This is a genomic window from Streptosporangium longisporum, from assembly GCF_039534895.1.
GTDB classification, from domain to species: Bacteria; Actinomycetota; Actinomycetes; order Streptosporangiales; family Streptosporangiaceae; genus Streptosporangium; species Streptosporangium longisporum.
Genome location: NZ_BAAAWD010000002.1, coordinates 330,038 through 349,327, shown reverse-complemented (window position 1 = coordinate 349,327; position 19,290 = coordinate 330,038). Strand labels below are relative to the sequence as shown.

At 70.5% G+C, this 19,290-nt stretch carries 16 protein-coding genes and 1 pseudogene; 6 read left to right on the top strand and 11 right to left on the bottom strand.

Translation table 11 applies throughout. From position 1 onward, the window contains the following. Window positions 1-30: 30 nt before the first annotated feature. Window positions 31-233: pseudogene (locus ABD832_RS42010) on the top strand (phosphoketolase family protein); the annotation flags it as partial. A gap of 24 nt (window positions 234-257) precedes the next feature. On the opposite strand, the gene ABD832_RS02035 reads toward ABD832_RS42010, so the two are convergent. Genes ABD832_RS02035 through ABD832_RS02025 form a run of 3 tightly spaced genes read right to left on the bottom strand, consistent with a single transcriptional unit; the run spans window position 258 to window position 2,863 of the window. After that, window positions 258-800: a nitroreductase/quinone reductase family protein gene (locus ABD832_RS02035; protein ID WP_344887345.1), complete on the bottom strand. Its 543-nt coding sequence runs from the start codon at window positions 798-800 to the stop codon at window positions 258-260. Window positions 801-829: 29 nt separating this feature from the next. Next, the gene (locus tag ABD832_RS02030) at window positions 830-2,341 is read right to left on the bottom strand and encodes an alpha/beta hydrolase family protein (RefSeq protein WP_344887343.1); all 1,512 of its coding nucleotides are present in this window, start codon (window positions 2,339-2,341) and stop codon (window positions 830-832) included. A gap of 51 nt (window positions 2,342-2,392) precedes the next feature. Continuing rightward, window positions 2,393-2,863, bottom strand: a complete 471-nt coding sequence (locus tag ABD832_RS02025) for a hypothetical protein (RefSeq protein ID WP_344887341.1) — start codon at window positions 2,861-2,863, stop codon at window positions 2,393-2,395. Window positions 2,864-3,130: 267 nt separating this feature from the next. Between ABD832_RS02025 and ABD832_RS02020 the strand changes: the two genes are divergently transcribed. Then, window positions 3,131-3,739: a TetR/AcrR family transcriptional regulator gene (locus ABD832_RS02020; protein ID WP_344887339.1), complete on the top strand. Its 609-nt coding sequence runs from the start codon at window positions 3,131-3,133 to the stop codon at window positions 3,737-3,739. 16 nt (window positions 3,740-3,755) lie between these two features. Here the strand turns inward: ABD832_RS02020 and ABD832_RS02015 are convergent, their stop codons facing one another. Continuing rightward, window positions 3,756-4,652 (bottom strand): TetR/AcrR family transcriptional regulator, encoded by an 897-nt coding sequence (locus ABD832_RS02015; protein WP_344887337.1) that lies wholly within the window; start codon window positions 4,650-4,652, stop codon window positions 3,756-3,758. A 111-nt stretch (window positions 4,653-4,763) separates the two neighbouring features. Here ABD832_RS02015 and ABD832_RS02010 point away from each other — a divergent pair, with 111 nt between their 5' ends. Together ABD832_RS02010 and ABD832_RS02005 are read left to right on the top strand one after the other, a co-directional pair. Further along, window positions 4,764-5,648 carry a CPBP family intramembrane glutamic endopeptidase gene (locus tag ABD832_RS02010; RefSeq protein WP_344887335.1) on the top strand — a complete coding sequence of 295 codons (885 nt, stop codon included), beginning with the start codon at window positions 4,764-4,766 and terminating at the stop codon, window positions 5,646-5,648. Window positions 5,649-5,719: 71 nt separating this feature from the next. Further along, the gene (locus ABD832_RS02005) at window positions 5,720-5,905 is read left to right on the top strand and encodes a hypothetical protein (RefSeq protein WP_344887333.1); all 186 of its coding nucleotides are present in this window, start codon (window positions 5,720-5,722) and stop codon (window positions 5,903-5,905) included. Window positions 5,906-5,984: 79 nt separating this feature from the next. On the opposite strand, the gene ppdK is transcribed toward ABD832_RS02005, so the two are convergent. From ppdK to ABD832_RS01975, 6 genes are all read right to left on the bottom strand, one after another. Further along, a complete protein-coding gene (gene ppdK, locus ABD832_RS02000) occupies window positions 5,985-8,627 on the bottom strand; it encodes a pyruvate, phosphate dikinase (RefSeq protein WP_344887331.1) in 2,643 nt (880 codons plus the stop codon). A gap of 74 nt (window positions 8,628-8,701) precedes the next feature. Beyond that, on the bottom strand, window positions 8,702-11,284 hold the full coding sequence (gene adhE / locus ABD832_RS01995; RefSeq protein ID WP_344887329.1) for a bifunctional acetaldehyde-CoA/alcohol dehydrogenase: 2,583 nt from the start codon (window positions 11,282-11,284) through the stop codon (window positions 8,702-8,704). A 291-nt stretch (window positions 11,285-11,575) separates the two neighbouring features. After that, the gene (locus tag ABD832_RS01990) at window positions 11,576-12,274 is read right to left on the bottom strand and encodes a CBS domain-containing protein (RefSeq protein WP_344887327.1); all 699 of its coding nucleotides are present in this window, start codon (window positions 12,272-12,274) and stop codon (window positions 11,576-11,578) included. A 59-nt stretch (window positions 12,275-12,333) separates the two neighbouring features. Beyond that, window positions 12,334-12,762 (bottom strand): Hsp20/alpha crystallin family protein, encoded by a 429-nt coding sequence (locus tag ABD832_RS01985; RefSeq protein WP_344887325.1) that lies wholly within the window; start codon window positions 12,760-12,762, stop codon window positions 12,334-12,336. Window positions 12,763-13,136: 374 nt separating this feature from the next. Then, window positions 13,137-13,565, bottom strand: coding sequence for a pyridoxamine 5'-phosphate oxidase family protein (locus ABD832_RS01980; RefSeq protein WP_344887323.1), 429 nt, complete (start codon window positions 13,563-13,565; stop codon window positions 13,137-13,139). A gap of 56 nt (window positions 13,566-13,621) precedes the next feature. Continuing rightward, window positions 13,622-14,260, bottom strand: coding sequence for a response regulator (locus tag ABD832_RS01975; protein WP_344887321.1), 639 nt, complete (start codon window positions 14,258-14,260; stop codon window positions 13,622-13,624). 411 nt (window positions 14,261-14,671) lie between these two features. Here ABD832_RS01975 and ABD832_RS01970 point away from each other — a divergent pair, with 411 nt between their 5' ends. Continuing rightward, complete coding sequence (locus tag ABD832_RS01970) at window positions 14,672-15,277, top strand: hypothetical protein (RefSeq protein ID WP_344887319.1); 606 nt, start codon at window positions 14,672-14,674, stop codon at window positions 15,275-15,277. A 231-nt stretch (window positions 15,278-15,508) separates the two neighbouring features. Then, a complete protein-coding gene (locus ABD832_RS01965; RefSeq protein WP_344887317.1) occupies window positions 15,509-17,824 on the top strand; it encodes a phosphoketolase family protein in 2,316 nt (771 codons plus the stop codon). Between the two features lie 185 nt (window positions 17,825-18,009). On the opposite strand, the gene ABD832_RS01960 is transcribed toward ABD832_RS01965, so the two are convergent. Further along, window positions 18,010-19,026, bottom strand: a complete 1,017-nt coding sequence (locus tag ABD832_RS01960) for a zinc-dependent alcohol dehydrogenase (protein WP_344887315.1) — start codon at window positions 19,024-19,026, stop codon at window positions 18,010-18,012. Window positions 19,027-19,290: the final 264 nt, after the last annotated feature.

Genomic DNA, 19,290 nt, shown 5'->3' with positions numbered 1-19,290 from the left:
CGGAGGACACTGCCCGGCCAGAGGGGAGGGCCAGAGCACATCAAGCCGCGCCTGCTGGGGCACTGGGGGACCACGCCGGGGTTGAACTTCTGTTTCGCGCACCTGAACCGGATCATCGCCGAACGCGACCAGGACATGATCTACATCGCCGGCCCCGGGCACGGTGGCCCGGCGGCGGTGGCGCACGCCTGGCTGGAGGCTCCTACACCGAGCGGTATCCGTCGACGACACGCTTGCCCGGGCGGCCGGCGGACGGGTCAGGCGTGCCCGGCCGTGTGCGGTGAGGTGATCCGGAAGACGGGGTGTGCTTCGGCGATCGCCGCGAAGGCCTCCGGCGGGGAGTCCCTGGTGACCGGCAGGTGCGGGCGGGCGCCGGGCGCCAGTGCCAGGTAGCGGCGCAGGATCGGGGCACGCGCGCCGGGGTCGACCTCCTGGAGCACGATCGGCCTGCGCCGGCCTCGGTGCAGGACCGCCCGGCCGTCGGCGGCGCGGACGTTGCGGACCCAGTTGGCGTTGTTGCCGAGCATGGACACGAGGTATTCCCGGCCTTCGTGGTCGGCGACCACTACCGGGACGGTGATCGTCCGGCCGCTGGAGCGCCCGCGTACCTCGAGCGTGGCCGCCCGGCGGGATGCGAGCACCCCGGTCGAGTACTGCAGTGCGGCCACGTGGTTCAGCGCCCGTGCCAGGAGGCCGGGGCGGTCGCCGCGGTACATCCACCGTTTGAGCGCGTACAGTCGGCCGAGGATGCCTGATTCCGGGTGGCCCGGCGTGGTCGCCATCGTCTGTTCTCCTGTCATCGGGTGTGTCCTCGTGAGACGTGAAGTACTCAGGGTTGGCGTGTTTTGAGCAGTACGTCCGGATAGTCCGGTGCGGGGCCGTCCAGCAGTGGGGTCGGGAGGTTTTTCAGGTGCCGGTCGAAGAACGCCAGGGTGTAGGCGTTGAGGATGGTGTGCGCGCGTTGCGCGGGGACCGAGCCAGTGATCCCGAAACGGGACAGCGCCGGTGACCAGGAGGAGACGTCGGTGAAGTCGGCGTGGAACATGCCGGGTACGCGCACGAGGTAGCCGTCCGCGGGCCGTTTGTCGAAGACCGCCCGCATGCTGCTCTGGTGCTGGTCGATGTCGTCGGCGGACCAGCCCTCGCGCCGCATGGTGGCGGCGTCGCGGGTGATCCACATGCTGGGCCGGTCGAGGCCTTGGCGTACCACGGCGGGGGTCATGCGGGTGTCCATCATCAGGCAGGCGCGCAGGCGCGGTTCTGTCCGGCAGGCCTCGCCGGTGACGATGCCGCCCAGTGAGACGCCGAAGGCGCCGATGCGGCGCAGGTCCAGCCGTCCGGTCAGGAGGCCGGCCGGGTCCGCCCGGTCCAGGGCGGTCAGGCGGTCCAGGGTGAAGGTGACATCGCGCGCGAGGTGGGGGACGAGGCCGCCGCCGAGCGAGCGGCCGCCGGGCGCCGGGGTCTGGTCGGCCCGCTCGCCGGCCCGCTCGCCGGCCGGGTCGAGGCTCCGGTCGATCAGGGCCCTGAGCCGGGCTGCGGGCAGCGCGGCGATGCGGTGCCCGTCGGGGAAACGCACCGAGGCGGCGGTGTGGGGATGGTCGACGGCTGCGACGACGTAGCCGTGGGAGACCAGGTGCTCGACCTGGAAGGTGTTTATCTGGCGAAAGCCCATGGCCCCCTCCAGGAAGATCAGCACCGGGTAGCGGGAGTGCTGAGCGGCCACGGGTGCGGAGGTGACGGCGTTCGTCGTCACGTGACGCAGGTGCCCGAAGGTGAAGTCCGGCACCCGCGCCAGTCGCGCCATGGCCACGAGGACGTCCTCGTCCTGGACGTAGGCGGCACGGGGAGCGGACGGCGCGCCGGCGACGGGGTACCAGATCTGCACCATCAGCTCGCGGCGGGCACGCGGATCCGCGGCGAGGACGTCGGGACGCCCGCCGTCGGTCCAGTGGTAGGTCACGGTGCCGATCCGGTGCGGGCCGGTGGGCGGTGCGAAGGAGAACACGGGCAGCAGGATCGCCAGTGCCGTCGAGACGGCCAGCCCCATCGCGGCCAGCACCACGGTGACGGCGGTGGCGAACCGCCGGAGCCGCAGGAGCCGGACCGGGCGGCGCGCCGGTGCCAGGACGCCGAGCAGCCACACCACGGTGATGGCCGCCGCCAGCGCGTAGGCCGGGATCACCTGCCAGCGCGGCCCCTCCAGCAGCGCCTGCGCCACCGCCGCCGCGGGCGCCGCGGGCGCCGCCTGTCGGAGCACGCGCAGCGTGCGCGGGATCAGGATCACCAGGGCGAGGAAGATCAGCAAATCGGTGACCACCAGCACCGCTTCCAGGACCCTCACCTCGCCCGCCCCGCGACGCGACGAAGTGTGACGCGGGCGCCGATCACCGGTTCAGCCCTGCCAGAGGGTGTGATGCGTCCATACCGAGCGCGTCGCCTCGACGAGCGTGCTGGCGCTGAACCAGCAGACGGCCAGCGCGCAGGTGCTCAGAAGGCAGGCGCCGGCCGTCGCGCCCGTCGTGCGAGGTCTGCTCGGCGCCAGCACCCACCACAGCAGGACGACGGCGGCCAGCAGCAGGGTCAGCGAGGCCACGCTCAGCGCGTCCGCCTGGTGGGCGTGCACCACGGCCGTCGCCGACAACTCCTCACCCGTGGTCCTTCCCGTGGCCTTGAACATGTCCAGGAGCGTGGCACCGGCCTGCGCCGCCCAGCCGACCAGGGCCATGTTCACTACGCCGATGGTGACGAAGGGGATGCGCAATCGGCGCCGGGCCTGGGGTCGCCAGGCATAGACGAGGGCCAGCAGGGCGGTCAGCGGGGCGGTGGCGATAACCAGGTGCCCTACGAGGGCGTGGGTGGGCATTGTCAGCCTCGTTTTCTCAGACGGTGTCCGCGCCGGGGCGGGCTTACCGCGTTCGTACGGTGAAAGGGCGGATGGCGCCGTGGGAAGCAGATCGCGCGCGCCGGCACCGGACGGGGGTCTTTTCGGTCACCGGGAGCAGGACGGGGACGGTGGCCCGCCGCCCGGTGGTGGGGACGGCCCTCATCCTTCAACCGATGACACTTAATGTCAATATGGCACGAACTGTCATACAGCGGGTCTGGGTCATGTGCGCGGTAGGCTTGGGCGGTGCCCTTGACCCTTCGCCAGCGCAACCGGCTGGCCGCGATGCACCACATCATCGAGACGGCGATGGACCTGTTCGACGAGCACGGCTACGGCGCGGTCACCGTCGAGCAGGTGGCCGCGACCGCCGGAGTGTCGCCGCGCACCTTCTACCGTTACTTCGGCACCAAGGAGGGCCTGTTCGCCACCGACACCCATGCCGCCGTCGGCCAGGACCTGCTGGAGGAGCAGCTCGACCTGGACGATCTCCCGGGCACGCTTCAGCGGATCGTGGCGAGCGTCTACGCGGCCGCGGCGCCCTCGGGCGAGGCGGCGGCCTACACCCCCTGGCGCGGCATGCGCTACGTGCTGGAGGAGCCGCCGGTACGCGAAGCCGTGTACACCGCCCTGGACGATCTCGCCGAGCGCCTGGTGGCCGCGCTGCGCTCCAAGGGTGTCGCTCCGACGCAGGCGCGCGTCACCGTCCGCGCCTACCTGTTCGGCGTCTACTTCGGGGCCCTGGAGCAGTGGCACCTCGACGGCCGGGTGCGCCCGCTGCCGGACTATGTCCGCGAGGGCTCGGCGGTCCTCGCCCCCGTGCCCACGGACCCGGACTCCTCCCGGCGATCGTGACGGGAGACGGAACGTCTCACCCCGGATGAGGTCGCCGGTCAGGGTTGGCGCTGAACTGGTCGGATGCATCGTGCCCGAGCAGGGCGTGCAGCGACGCCACGCGTTCACCGTCCCATGTGACGTCCGGATCGGGCTCGAGGAAGGTGGTGGCGATGCAGGCCGCCGCCAGGCCGACCAGCGTCCAGTCGGCGTGAGCGCCGGCCGCGGTGGGGTCGGCGCTCACGCGGCGCGTCAGCAGTTCGGGATCCGACAGCGCCATCAGGACCAGCCCGCGCATCGTCGCGCCGGCCAAGGTCGCGATGACGGTGAAGCCGCCTCCGGAACCAGGCCGTAGCCGGTAGCCCATGGCGCCGGCGATCTGCTCCCAGCCGCGCGCCACCCGCTCGACGAACCGTGCCTCGGAGCGGGCCAGTGCGGCTTGGACCTCGTCGCGCAGGTCGCCGTCGGGCAGGCTCAGGAACGTGGCCTGCAGTGCCAGATAGGTGCGCCACTCGGCGGAGTCGTGGATGGCCTCGAAATCGCTGCTCGCGCTGACCCGCAGCATCTCGGTGATGAGACCGTGCCTGCCGTGTGGCGAGGCCAGCTCCTTTGTTCGTCCGGCCACCACCGAGGCGAGCAGTCGCATGGTGTCCTCCTCGGCGATCGCGGCGGCCGGAGCGGCGCCTTGCGCCAGCTCTCGCAGCAGGTCGGCGAAGAACAGGTCCTTGTAGGGCCATCGGCGGTAGACGGCGGTGCGCGACACCCCGGCGTCGCGGATGACCTCCTCGAAGCCGATGTGATCGAGGCCGACGGTGAGTCCGTCCCGGTGCACCATGGCCAGCGCCGCGTCGAGCATCCGCCGCTGGGTCTCCTGATCGTTCAGCCGGGGCCTTCGGCGGCCTGGGCCGCCGGGCACGCGAGGCTCACCCGGCATGGACATCTCACTCTCGACTGAGTACTTTCCGTACATGAGACATGGTATCCCACATTTTTTCTTGGCTTCCGCCGTTCCAGGACGTCCCGCGCGCCCGTGGGATCAGCGTCGATGACGGAGGCCGAGACCTCCCCTCGAAGGTCGCCGACCGCGTTCTTTCTGCTGGTCTTCGCCTTCACCGTGCCCTTTCTGACACTTGACGCCATGGTCGGGTCGCAGATCCTGCCCGGCATCCCCCTGTCGGGGCTGGCCTTCGTCTGCCCGGTCGTCGCCGCCGTGGTGCTGAGGCACCGCGAGGACGGCGTCGCGGGCGTGCGGGTGCTACTGGCACGGTCGTTCGACGGCGGCCGGGTCCCGGTGAAGGCCTGGTACATCCCCGCCCTCCTGCTGTATCCCACCGTGGTGACGGCGTCGTTCCTCCTGCTCCGCCTGACGGGAACCGTTCTCCCGGATCCGCGCTTCTCTGCGTCGTTGATACTGTTCCTTTTTCTCGGGTTCTTCGTCGGCGCCCTGTGCGAGGAGCTGGGCTGGTCGGGGTATGCCACGCAGCCCCTGCAGGAACGATGGGGAGCGGTGCGGGCCGGCCTCGTTCTCGGAACGGTCTGGGCGGTGTGGCACTGGGTACCGCTGCTGCAGGTCCAGCGCTCGGTCTCCTGGATCGCCTGGTGGTCGCTCGGTACCGTCGCCGCACGGGTGATCATGATCTGGCTGTTCGACCACATGGGCCGCAGCGTCTTCGCCATGACGCTCTTCCACATGACGCTCAACGTCGCCTGGCAGCTCTTTCCCGTGAACGGATCGCACTTCGACATGCCGCTCGTCGCGGCCCTCATGGCGACCGTCGCCGTGGTCATCGTCTCCGTCGAGGCATTGACCTCGTCGCAGCGAGGCTCACCGCGCCGATCTCATCGCTGCTCTCGCCGTGGCCCGGCGAAGAGACCGGTGTCGCTGGAAACCGGCGGCCCGGACGACCCTGATGTCGATCGTTTCAAGTAGGTCCTGGTGGGGCCGCGGTACGGACATGCGCTCATCAGCGTCCTTTGCCCGCGCGGCGGGGAAGGCGTTCGGTGTGGATCGGCCCCGGCGCCGAACCCTGGGAGGTGTACGTCGTCAAGGCCGACGCCGGCACCCCGGGCAGGTCCGCGGCCGCCGGCCAGGACCCGGCCGCGTCGTGCGCGTGCGGCCCGGCTGATGAGCAGCCCGGTGAGACGAAGGCCCCGGCCGGCGCCGACACGGGCGCCGGTTGCTGTTGAGGAGTCACGGGCGATCCCCTTGTCACGGTGGACCGGATGCCGCCGTGACCGGTCGGCCGGGCCCCTCGTGCGTGTCTGCTCACCGACGGGGGAGGGCCGCACGGCCCGCCTCCAGGCGAGCGACCGGCACCCGGTACGGCGAGCAGGAGACGTAGTCCAGGTCCGCGTCGTGGAAGAACCACACGGAGTCGGGGTCGCCCCCGTGCTCGCCGCAGACACCGATCCGCAGCCCGGGACGAGCGCCTCGCCCTTCCTTGACGGCCAGCTCGATCAGGCGGCCGATACCGCGCCGGTCGATCGTCTCGAACGGTGAGGTCTCGAAGACGCCCAGGCGCAGATACTGCGGCAGGAACGAGGCCTCCACGTCGTCGCGGGAGAATCCCCAGGTCATCTGGGTCAGGTCGTTGGTGCCGAAGGAGAAGAACTCGGCCTGCCCGGCGATGTCGCCGGCGGTGAGGGCCGCCCGGGGCACCTCGATCATCGTCCCGATCGGGATCGGCGGCGCGTCGTCGATCCCGGCCAGCACCCGCTCGGACTCGGCGCGGACCAGAGCCAGCTCGCGGACGTCGCCGACCAGCGGGATCATGATCTCCGGTCGTGGGGTCCCGCCGTCCCGGACGCGGATGGCGGCGGCCTCGCCGATGGCGCGGACCTGCATGGCGAACAGACCGGGGATGGCCAGGCCGAGCCGGACACCGCGCAGCCCGAGCATCGGGTTGCTCTCGTGCATCCTGCGTACCGCGGCCAGCAGAGCCCGCTCACGGGCGGTCTCGGCGCCGAGCAGCTCCTCCAACGGGGGAAGGAACTCGTGCAGCGGCGGATCGATCAGCCGGATGGTCACCGGCAGCCCGTCCATGGCCGCCAGGACGCCGATGAAGTCCGCCCGCTGCAGCGGCAGCAGTTCCTCCAGCACCGCCCCGACCTCCTGCTCGCCCTGGGCCAGGATGAGGCGCTCCACCAGGGCGCGCCGCGGGCCGAGGAACATGTGCTCGGTCCGGCACAGCCCGATCCCGGCGGCACCGAACCGGCGGGCGCGGGCGGCGTCCTCGGGAGTGTCGGCGTTGGCCTGCACCCCCAGCCGGCGCAGCGTGTCCGCGTGGGCGAGGAGCCTGCCCACAGCCGAGACGAGCGGCCCCGAGCCGGCGTCGAGGCCGTCCACGGGGGCGTTTTCGGGGTCGCCCTCGAGGTGGCGCACGACCGGTGACGGGGCCACGGGCAGCTCGCCCAGGTACACCGTCCCGGTGGTGCCGTCCACGGAGATCATGTCGCCTTCGCGGACGGTCACCGAACCGGCCCGGAACAGCCGACCTTCGGGATCGACCTCAAGGTCACCGGCACCGCAGACGCAGGTGCGGCCCATGCCTCGGGCGACGACGGCCGCGTGCGAGGTCTTGCCGCCGCGGCTGGTCAGGATGCCGCGGGCCGCGAGCATGCCGGGCAGGTCGTCGGGATTGGTCTCGCGCCGCACCAGGATGACCGGACCGGTGGCCTCGGCGGCGCGGCGAGAGTCGAACACCGCCCGGCCCGAGGCGGCCCCGGGGGAGGCGGGCACGCCGGAGGCGATCCGCTCGGGGGAGCCCGACAGGTCGAACCGGGGGAACATGAGCCGGCCGAGCTGGGCGCCGTCGACGCGCCGCAGCGCCTCGTCCAGATCGATGACCCCCTCGTCGACGAGCTGGGCGGCGATGACGAAGGCAGCCGCGGCGGTCCGCTTGCCGACCCGGGTCTGCAACATCCACAGCCTGCCGCCCTCGATGGTGAACTCGATGTCGCACAGGTCGCGATAGCGGCGCTCCAGCACGTCCATCGCCCGCACCAGCTCGTCGAAACAGCGGCGGTCCAGCCGGGCGAGCTCCTGCAAGGGCAGAGTGTCGCGGATACCGGCCACCACGTCCTCGCCCTGGGCGTCGGGCAGGTAGTCGCCGTAGACGCCGCGCGCGCCGGTCGCGGGATCGCGGGTGAAGGCCACACCGGTGCCCGACCCGGGGCCGCGGTTGCCGTACACCATGGCCATCACATTGACGGCGGTGCCCAGGTCGTCGGGAATGTGCTCGGCGCGCCGGTACAGGCGGGCACGTTCGGTGTTCCAGGAGCGGAAGACGGCCAGCACGGTGCCGGCGAGCTGCTCGGCCGGGTCCTGCGGGAAGCCGGTGCCGGTGTGCGCGCGGAAGATCTCCTTGTAGGTGCCCACCAGCTCGCGCAGGTCGGCGGCGCTCAGCTCCGGATCGCAGGCGACGCCGCGCTCGCGGCGCAACGCCGCCAGCGCGTTCTCGAACGCGGAGTCCGCGATGCCCTCGACGGTCGAGCCATACATGGAGATGAGCCGGCGGTAGCAGTCCCACGCGAAGCGTTCGCCGCCAAAGGCGGCCAGCCCGGCGACGGTCGCGTCGGTCAGACCGATGTCCAGGACGGTCTCCATCATGCCGGGCATGGAGAAGCGGCCACCGGAGCGGACCGACAGCAGCAGCGGGTCACCGGGGTCGCCGAAAGCGCGGTTCATGGTCTTCTCGATCCGCCGCAGGTGGACGGCCATCTCCTCCTCCAGCTCCGCCGGGGCCACGCCCTGCGCCAGGTAGGAGCGGCAGGCCTCGGTGGTGACGGTGAAACCGGGCGGGACGGGCAGGCCCAGCCGGGTCATCTCGGCCAGGTTGGCCCCCTTGCCGCCGAGCAGGTCCTTCATGTCCTTGTCGCCGTCGGCGAAGTCGTACACGTAGGTCCGCATCGCGTGTCGCCTCCATTCGGTTCGGGTGGTGCGCGAAGGCGGCCGGGGCGACGGCTCCGGCCGCCGGGTCCGGGTCAGCGCCTGCCGTGGTAGGCGGCGCGCATGAGGTCGCACATGTCGTCGAGCATCGGCATCCGGGGGTTGGCCGGGGCGCACTGGTCCTCGTAGGCGTTGCGGGCCTGCTGGGGGAGCGCGACCATGAACGCCGCCTCCTCGACGCCGAGGTCCCGGAAGGAGGCCGGGATGTCCACGGCCTCCCGGAGCCGTTCCACCGCGGCGGCCAGGGACTCCACGCCCTCGGCCGGGGTGGCGGCGGGCAGGCCGAGCGCCTGGGCGATCTCCTGGAACCGCTCGGGAGCCCGGTAGTGCTCGTACTTCGGCCAGCCCGACAGCTTGGCGGGAACCGTCCCGTTGTAGCGGATCACGTGGGGCAGCAGGAGCGCGTTGGTACGACCGTGCGCCACGTGGAACGTCGCGCCGAGCGTGTGCGACATGGCGTGCACGATGCCGAGGAAGGCGTTGCCGAAGGCCATCCCGGCGATGGTGCCAGCGTTGTGCATCCGCTCCCTGGCGACCGGGTCGGCGGCGCCGCGCTTGACCGCGCGCTCCAGGTGGGCGAAGACCAGCTTGATCGCGTGCAGCGCCAGGCCGTCGGTGAAGTCGCTGGCGTAGACCGACACGTACGCCTCGATGGCGTGGGTGAGGGCGTCGAAGCCGCTGTCGGCGGTGACCACGGCCGGCAGGTCCGCGGCCAGGACGGGGTCGACGATGGCGACGCTCGGGGTGAGGGCGTAGTCGGCCAGCGGGTACTTCTTGCCGGTCACGGTGTCGGTGATCACCGCGAACGGGGTGACCTCGGCGCCGGTGCCCGAGGTGGTCGGCACGCACACCAGCCGCGCCAGCCCGCCTAGCGGGGGGAAGGTGAAGGCGCGCTTGCGGACGTCGAAGAACTTCTGCCTCATGTCGTCGAAGACGACCTCGGGGTGCTCGTAGCGCAGCCACATCACCTTGGCCGCGTCCATCGCCGACCCGCCGCCGAGCGCGATGATGGTGTCGGGCCGGAACGCGCGCATCATCTCGGCGCCCCGGTCGACGGTGGCGACGCTCGGCTCGGGCTCCACGTCGTCGATGATCTGCAGGGCGACCCGCTCCGGGCGCCGGCCCAGCACGGTGAGAACGCGGTCGACGTATCCCAAGCGGGTCATCGTCGGGTCGGTCACGATGGTCACCCGGTGCACGTCGGGCATGTCGACCAGGTAGCGGATCGCGTGCGGCTCGAAGTAGACCTTCGCCGGGACCTTGAACCACTGCAGGTTGTTGGTGCGCCGGCCGATCCGCTTGATGTTGAGCAGGTCGACCGCGGAGACGTTGTGGGAGACCGAGTTGCGGCCGTAGCTGCCGCAGCCGAGGGTCAGCGACGGGACGAACGCGTTGTACATGTCGCCGATGCCGCCTTGGGAGGAGGGCGCGTTCCAGATGATCCGTACCGCCTTCACCCGACGGCCGAACTCCTCGGCCAGGTCCTCGTCGCGGGTGTGGATCGCGGCGCTGTGTCCCAGCCCGCCGAACTCCACCATCCGCTCGGCCGTCACGATCGCCTCCTCGCGGCTGCCGGCGCGCAGCACCGCCAGCACCGGGCAGAGCTTCTCCCGGGTCAGCGGCTCGGACGGGCCGACCTGCCCGGTCTCGACGAGGATGATCGACGTGCCCTCGGGCACCGTGAACCCGGCCTGCTCGGCGATCCAGCCCGCCGGCCGGCCCACGGCGTCGGCGTTGATCCTCGACTGCGCGCACGACTCGCCCTCGGCCGCCGCGCCGAACAGGAACGCCTCCAGCTTGCGCTTCTCCTCGGCGTCGGCCAGGTACGCGTGCAGGACGGCGAACTCGGCGAGCACGTCCTCGTACACCGCGTCGTCGATGATCACGGCCTGCTCCGAGGCGCAGATCATGCCGTTGTCGAAGGACTTGGACAGCACGATGTCGTTGACCGCGCGGCGCAGGTCCGCGGTGGCCTCCACGTAGGCGGGCACGTTGCCGGCGCCCACCCCGAGGGCGGGCTTGCCCGCCGAGTACGCCGCCCGCACCATGCCGTTGCCGCCGGTGGCCAGGATCGTCGCCACGCCGTCGTGACGCATCAGCGCGCTCGTCGCCGCCAGGGACGGCTGCTCGATCCACTGCACGCAGTGCTCGGGCGCGCCGGCCGCGACCGCGGCGTCCCGCACGACCCTGGCCGCGGCCGCGCTGCACTCCTGGGCGGCCGGATGGAAGGCGAACACGATCGGGTTACGCGTCTTCAGCGCGATCAGCGCCTTGAAGACGGTGGTCGAGGTCGGGTTGGTGACCGGGGTGATCCCGCAGACGACGCCCACGGGTTCGGCGATCTCCACCAGCCCGCTGATGTCGTCGCGCGAGACGACGCCGACGGTCTTGAGGCTCGCCATGCTGTGGGTCACGTGCTCGCAGGCGAAGATGTTCTTGACCGCCTTGTCCTCGAACACGCCGCGCCCGGTCTCGGCGACGGCCCGCTCGGCCAGGTCGGCGTGCCTGTCGAGCGCGGCGACGGACGCCTTCTTGACGATGTGGTCGATCCGCTCCTGGTCGAAGGCGGCATAGTCGTCCAACGCCTTCAGCGCGTTCCCCACCAGGGTGTCGATCATCTCGGTGACGGTGGTCGGGGGGGGCGGCCTGGTCGGTCATCTGGATCACCTCGGGCGTCGTTCTGCTGCGGTCATCTTCAGGATCTCCGTCACGGCTCCGGCGCGCCGGAGCCGAAAGGCACCTGCATTCGGGACCTTGGTCTCCGAAGTCGCGGCCGGGCGTCGGCCGGCCCGGAGACGGAGACGGCGACGGTCCCGGGCGTCGGCGGCCCGGAGACGACGACGGTCCCGGTCAGGGCCGTGCGACGGAAGGTCCTGACCGGGACCGTGAGGGGGCGGTGGTGCGACGGTTCACCGCGCGTTCCAGGTGTGGTCGTCCTCCTTCCACCGCACCTCGTTGATCACGTCGACGACGCCGTTGATGCGGCCGGTCATCCGGGCCGCCAGATCGGCCTCGCTGTGGCGCTCCATGGTGCCGGTCAGGGTGACGACACCGTGGTCGACCTGGACGTGGACCTGCTCGGTGTCCACCCACAGGGAGCGGGCCAGGACCTCCTTGCGGACCTCGTCGGCGATGTCGGAGTCGGGCCGCACGAAGACCCTGATCAGGTCGCGGCGGCTGACGACGCCCACCAGGCGGTCCTGGTGGTCGACGACCGGAAGTCGTTTGATCCCGTGTTCCTCCATGAGCCTGGCGGCGCCGACCACCGACATCTCCTTGGCGACGGTGACCGCGGGGGAGGTCATCAGCTCGGCGGCGACATCACCGTGCGCCTTGACCCTCAGGTCGCGGCCCTCCTGGCCCAGCCGGTGCCGCAGCCGGGTGCGCAGCGGCGGCTGGTACCCCTCGCGGTAGTACTGCTCGCGGAACTCCTCCTTGGCGAGCAGATCGGCCTCGGAGACGATGCCGATGACGCGTCCTTCCTCGTCCACGACGGGAACGGCGCTCACCGCGTGCTCGATGAGCGTCTCGGCGATGTCCTTGAACGGCGTGTCGGCGGTGACCAGCGCCACGTTCTTGGTCATGACGTTCTCTACCTTGGTGCGCATGCCATGTCCTCCATCCGTGATGGGCCGGGCCCGCTCGCCCGAGCGGGCCCGTTGGTGTGTCATTCGGTGGTGCGGGCCTTGCCGACGGGGATGCGGACACCCTCGCCCTTGCCGTCGTCGAGCTTCACGCTGATCTCCAGCAGGCCCTTGTCGTAGACCGCCGTGACGTCCTTGGGATCGGCTCCCGCGGGCAGGACGATGGAGCGGGTGAGCGCGCCGTAGCGGAACTCGGTGCGGTGCGCGTCCTTGTCCTCGTGGTGCCGTTCGGCGTGGACGGCCAGGACGCCGTCGGTGAGGGTGATCTCGAGGTCCTTGTCGGGGTCGATACCGGGGAGTTCGGCCAGCAGCACGTACCTGCCGTCCTTGACATAGTCCTCGAACCGGATCGAAGGGCCGATCGCCGGGCGGAATCCCGCCAGCGGTCCTTCCAGCCAGTCGAAGATCTCCGGAAACAGTCCCTTCGGTTCCCTGCGGACGAGTGTGGTCATCTGCCCACCTCCGTGGTCTCCTCGTGCTTCTCACCTCCATCCCACGCCCGGCCGAGCGCCGCCCATAGGGCCGGAAGTCCCGGCGCGGTCGCCATTGGTCGCTGCCGCCGGCGGATGCTTCGGGGTGGTGCCGGCCGTGTAATCCCGCCTGCTTCCCGACGGCCCCGCCGATGCGGGTCGGGGCGTCCGGCCGGCCGTCCGGGGGGCGAGCAGCATGTCGAGCACGGCGGCCAAGACGGTTTCGGCGGGACGGGGCCGCATGATCACGGGTCGTTCCGGCCGGTGACGGCCGCAGGTACCGGGACCCATGGGACGTAAGGGCCCGTAGGAGGCTGGAATGACGTCCGGGAGGAAAGGTTCAGGGCGGAGGGAGGTCAGGTCTCCCGCTCGTCGTACCGGGACGAGATGCGGCGGCCGGTGATCTGCTCGGCACGTACCACGATGTAGTGGTCACGGCTGCCCGGCACCCAGGTACGCAGGGGGAGCGCGGACAGGCGCTCGATCTCGCCCGGTTCGTGCACGGCGCGTGCGGGCCCGACGGCGGTGACCGACCAGCCGGTGCGGGCGACGGGATCGAACTCGTCGGCCTCGAAGGCGACGATCGCGTTGCCGGCCGCGGCGGCGAGCTTGGAGCCGACGCCCGTGCGGATCACGATGTCCTCGCCGTCGAGCACGAAGTTGACCGGCTGCACCGCGGGCAGGGCTTGGTCGGTGAACACGATGCGCCCGATCGAGGCCGTCGCCAGGAGGGCGACGCACTCCTGCCGGGAAAGGATCCGCAGACCCGCCGAGTCGAGCTTCATACCCTCCAGGCTGCCCGTTCGCCCTGCGAGGCCGTTAGGGACGAAAGTCCCCTCTCTCACTGACGATCTGCCCTCAAGCGGGCCGCCATGGCCGCCACCTGGGTGCGGCGCTGCATGTTGAGCTTGGCCAGCAGGTTGGAGACGTAGTTCTTGACCGTCTTCTCGGCCAGGAACATCCGCTCGCCGATCTGCCGGTTGGTCAGGCCCTCGCCGATCAGCTCCAGGATGTGGCGCTCCTGGTCCGACAGGGCCGCCAGCGGGTCCTCCTTGTGCGACCTGTCCCGCAGCCGCGACAGCATGGAGGCGGTGGTCTGCGGGTCCAGCAGCGACTGCCCTGCGGCGACCGTACGGACCGCGCCCACCAGGTCCGAGCCGTGGATCTGCTTGAGCACGTACCCCGACGCCCCGGCCATGACCGCCTCGAACAGCGCGTCGTCGTCGGCGTAGGAGGTCAGCATCAGGCACGCCAGCTCCGGCAGCCGCGAGCGCACCTCGCGGCACACGTCCACCCCGCTGCCGTCGGGCAGGCGCACGTCCAGCACGGCCACGTCGGGCTTGAGGGCCGGGATGCGGGCGATGGCGGACTCGGCGGTGCCGGCCTCGCCGATCACCTCGATGTCGTCCTCGGAGCCCAGCAGCGCGGCCACACCCCGCCGTACCACCTCGTGATCGTCCACCAGGAAAACGCGAATCATGCTCTGCACGTTAGCCTCCCTTGACGTGGGCCGGTAGGGATCGAAAACTCCGTGTGTCGTGTCGTGTCGTGTCGTGCCGGCCTCCGACCGGAACCCGGTGCGATGGCACACGATCGATCCGGACGGCATCCACTCCACGGTATTCCACCGTTAGGTGCCAGCGACTCGTGTGGCCGTCCGATCGGCGTCGCTTCGCCTCGCCCGTGGTGACGACGACCTGCTCGCTCTCCCGTTCTGTTGTACGCCGCCGTCGTGGAAGTGACGTGCTCGCCTCCTGCTGATCGCGAAGAGGCCGAAAGTCCCACTGGCGCGGTCCTTACGGCTCTGTGGTGAGGGTCGGGGGAGGCGGTGTGATGAGGGTGTCGCAAGGACCGCCGAACATCACGGATCGACAGGGAAAGGGGAGCCGTCATGGCCACCACTCACGGATACGACGTTCACACCGGGCCGGTCGGCGCCATCCCCGCCCAGCCCGTCCCCGCTGTTCCCGCACAACCCGTTCCCGCGCAGGTCGTCGAGCAGCGGGCGGTCAATCGTCCGGCCGAGCGTGCCTGGGCGATCACCCGGATCGGTCTGGGGTTCATCTTCCTGTGGGCGTTCGTGGACAAGGTCTTCGGCCTGGGGTTCGCCACCCCGGCCGAGCGGGCCTGGCTCACCGGCGCCAGCCCCACCACCGGTTTCCTGAAGGGCACCGGGGAGAACGCGCTGGGCGGGGTGTTCGGCGCGCTGGCCGGACAGGGGTGGGTGGACTGGCTGTTCATGCTCGGCCTGCTGGGCGTGGGCACCGCTCTCATCCTGGGCATCGGCCTGCGCATCGCCGCCGTCGCCGGAGGAGTGATGATGGTGCTGATGTGGGCGGCCGAGCTGCCCCTGCAGAACAACCCCTTCCTGGACGACCACCTCATCTACACCGCCGTCCTGGCTGGACTCGCCCTGGCCGGCGCCGGCACCACCTGGGGCATCGGCGCCTGGTGGGCCACCACCCCCCTGGTGCGCCGCTACCCCATCCTGCGCTGACCACCCCCGCCCATCCCACCCACAGATCAAAGACCCGCTCCCACCGCACAGGGAGCGGGTCTTTCCACGTCTCGAACACGAAATCTCCCGATGTCGCACCCGGCATCTCGCCACCTCGCGGTCGCCCACACGGAGGACGCGGGCAGGTTCCCGGTACCGACTCCCGTTGGGCCCGGCAGGTGAGGACCAAGGTCCCTGTGCGATCGACCGATCATCAAGAAGGCTGGCAGCATGAACAAACTCCAGAAGATCGATGCGTACTGGCGTGCGGCCAACTATCTGTCCATTGGCCAGATCTACCTGTTGGACAACCCGTTGCTGACCGAGCCGCTCAAGCCTGAGCACGTCAAGCCGCGCCTTTTGGGCCACTGGGGGACCACGCCGGGGCTGAACTTCTGTTTCGCGCACCTGAACCGGATCATCGCCGAACGCGACCAGGACATGATCTACATCGCCGGTCCCGGGCACGGTGGTCCGGCGGCGGTGGCACACGCCTGGCTGGAGGGCTCCTACACCGAGCGCTACCCGGCGATCTCCCAGGACGCCGAGGGCATGCGGCGGCTGTTCAGGCAGTTCTCCTTCCCCGGCGGCATCCCCAGCCATGTGGCGCCGGAGACGCCCGGCTCGATCCACGAGGGCGGCGAGCTGGGGTACGCGCTGGCGCACGCCTACGGGGCGGCGTTCGACAACCCCGCCCTGGTGGTGGCATGCGTCATCGGCGACGGTGAGGCCGAGACCGGTCCGCTGGCGGCCAGCTGGCATTCCAACAAGTTCCTCGACCGGGAGCGGGACGGGGTGGTGCTGCCGATCCTGCACCTGAACGGCTACAAGATCGCCAATCCGACGGTGCTGGCCCGCATCCCCGAAGAGGAGCTGGTCAAGCTCATGGAGGGCTACGGCCACCGCCCACACATCGTCTCCGGCGACGACCCCGAGACCGTGCATCAGATCATGGCTCAGACACTGGAGACGGTTTTCGACCAGATCACCGAGTACAAGGCCGGGCGCGCCGACCGGCTACCGATGATCATCCTGCGTACCCCGAAGGGATGGACCGGCCCCAAGGAGGTCGACGGCGTACAGGTGGAGGGCACCTGGCGCGCTCACCAGGTGCCGTTGTCGGGGATGCGTGACAATCCCGAGCATCTGGTGATGCTGGAGGAGTGGATGCGCTCCTACCGTCCCGAGGAGCTGTTCGACGAGCACGGCCGCCCGGTGGCCGAGGTGCTGGCGACGGTGCCGGCGGGGACGCGGCGGATGAGCGCCAGCCCGCACGCCAACGGCGGGGAGCTGCTGCGGCCGCTGGTGCTGCCCGACTTCCGCGCTTATGCGGTGGAGACCAAGTCGCCGGCCGCGCATTCCAGCGAGCCGACCCGGGTGCTGGGCGCGTTCCTGCGCGACGTGATCGCCGCCAACCCCGACTCGTTCCGGCTGATGGGCCCTGACGAGACCGCCTCCAACCGGCTGCAGGCGGTGTTCGAGGCCACCGACCGGGCGTGGAACGCCCAGGTGTTGGAGAGCGACGAGCATCTGGGCGCGGGCGGGCGGGTCATGGAGGTGCTGAGCGAGCACCTGTGCCAGGGCTGGCTGGAGGGCTACCTGCTGACCGGCCGCCACGGCCTGTTCAATTGCTACGAGGCGTTCATCCACATCATCGACGCGATGTTCAACCAGCACGCCAAGTGGCTGGAGTCCTCCCGCAAGATTCCCTGGCGGCCTCCGGTGGCGTCGCTGAACTACCTGCTGTCCTCCCATGTGTGGCGCCAGGACCACAACGGCTTCTCCCACCAGGACCCGGGTTTCCTGGACGTGGTGATGAACAAGAAGGCCGAGGTGGTGCGCGTCTACCTGCCGCCGGACGCCAACACGCTGCTGTCGACGGCCGATCACTGCCTGCGCTCACGCGATTATGTGAACGTGATCGTGGCGGGCAAGCAGCCGATCTTGGATGTGTTCACCATGGACGAGGCGATCGCGCACTGCACCCGCGGCCTGGGCATCATGCCCTGGGCCGGCACCGACGCCGGGGTGGAGCCGGATGTGGTGTTGGCTTGTGCGGGCGATGTGCCGACGCTGGAGACGCTGGCCGCGGCCGCGCTGCTGCGCGAGCACCTGCCCGAGCTGAAGGTCCGGGTGGTCAACGTGGTGGACCTGATGCGGCTGCAACCTCCCACCGAGCACCCGCACGGCATGTCCGACGCCGAGTTCGACACGCTGTTCACCCCCGACAAGCCGGTCATCTTCAACTTCCACGGCTACCCCTGGCTGATCCACCGCCTGACCTACCGCCGTACCGGGCACGCCAACATCCACGTGCGCGGCTACAAGGAGGAGGGCACCACCACCACGCCGTTCGACATGGCCATGCTCAACGACATCGACCGTTTCCACCTGGTGATCGACGTCATCGACCGGGTTCCCGGCCTGGCCGAGCGGGCGGCGTACCTGCGCCAGCACATGGTCGACTCCCGGCTCGCGGCCCGCGCGCACACCCGCGTGTTCGGCGAGGACCCCGCCGAGATCCGCGACTGGACCTGGCCCCAGTAAAGAGATCGAAGCTTTCAGTGCCGGTCATGCCTCCGTTCCCCGTTCCCCGCTGGGACGGAGGGGTGACCGGCTTTCGCGAGGGCGAGGTGTCGCCGTTATGGTTCGTGCCGGTTCAGGAGGCGCCGTCCTGGGCGAGACCGGGCCGTAGGCCGAGCGAATCCCCTGTCCCGCCCCACCGGACATGGTCACATCTCGAAGACCAGGCGGGCCAGGACAGCGCTGTCGAGGACCTCTTCGAAGGAGAGATTGATCTCGTCGAGCTCGCGCGTCTCGTAGATCACTTTGGTCCGGCCGGCGGCGTGCAGGCGGAAGACCTCCGCCAGGTCCCCGCGGGTGCCGACGATGGAGCCGATCACGCTGATGCCGCTCAGGACGGTCTCGAAGACCGGCAGGCTCATCGTGTTGTCCCTGGGCAGGGAGACGAGCACCAGGCGGCCACCGCGCCGCAGCGAGGCATGAGCCTGCTCCAGGACACGGGGACTGGCGGCCAGCACGATCGCCACGTCGGCCCCGCCCAGTGCCCTGATCGCGGCGACCGGGTCGGTGGTGGCGGCGTTGACCGTGTGGGCGGCCCCCAGCCGCCGAGCCAGGCGGAGCTTGTCGTCGGTGATGTCGACGGCGATGGTCTCGGCTCCGAAGATCTGCGCGTACTGCTGGGCCAGATGGCCCAGGCCGCCGACGCCGAAGATCGCGGCACGCTCGGCCGGCCGCAGGCCCGAGACCTTGACGGCCTTGTAGGTGGTCACGCCCGCGCAGGTGAGCGGGGCGGCCTCGGCGGGGGAGACGCCGTCGGGGACCGGGACGACGTAGGCGGCATGGGCGACGGCATATTCGGCGTGAGAGCCGTTGACGGTGTAGCCGGTGTTCTGCTGAGACTCGCACAGGGTCTCACGACCGCCGACGCAATACTCACAGGTTCCGCAGGCGTGACCCAGCCACGGGATGGCCACGCGCTCGCCGACCGTCCGGCCGGTCACCGCCGAACCGGTCTTCTCGATGACACCGACGCCCTCGTGCCCCGGGATGAAAGGCGGCACCGGTTTGACCGGCCAGTCACCGCGGGCGGCGTGGATGTCGGTATGGCACAAGCCACTGGCCTCGATACGGACCAGGATCTGATCGGCCGCCGGTTCGGGAACGGGGATCTCCTGGATCTCCAGGGGCCTGTCGAACGCGGTGACGACGGCGGCGTGCATGTTCATGGTCTGCTCCCTCCTCGACTTTCACCTACGAGTCTTCCGCGCGGTGGCCGGGGGAGGCAGAGCCGGAGGTCCCCGAGCGGCACGGTCGTCGGTCACGGCCGCGCGGGAGGTGCCGGCCTCGGAGCTTCGGTGTGTCCGCGTCCTCGTCGCGAGCCCTCGGTACCGGGTCTTTCGTCCTCGCCGCGCGAGCCGTCCGCCTCTTCACCGGCGAACCGCGGGACGAAATCCTGACAATGACCGGCGGAAGGTGGCGATCGGCCCTCG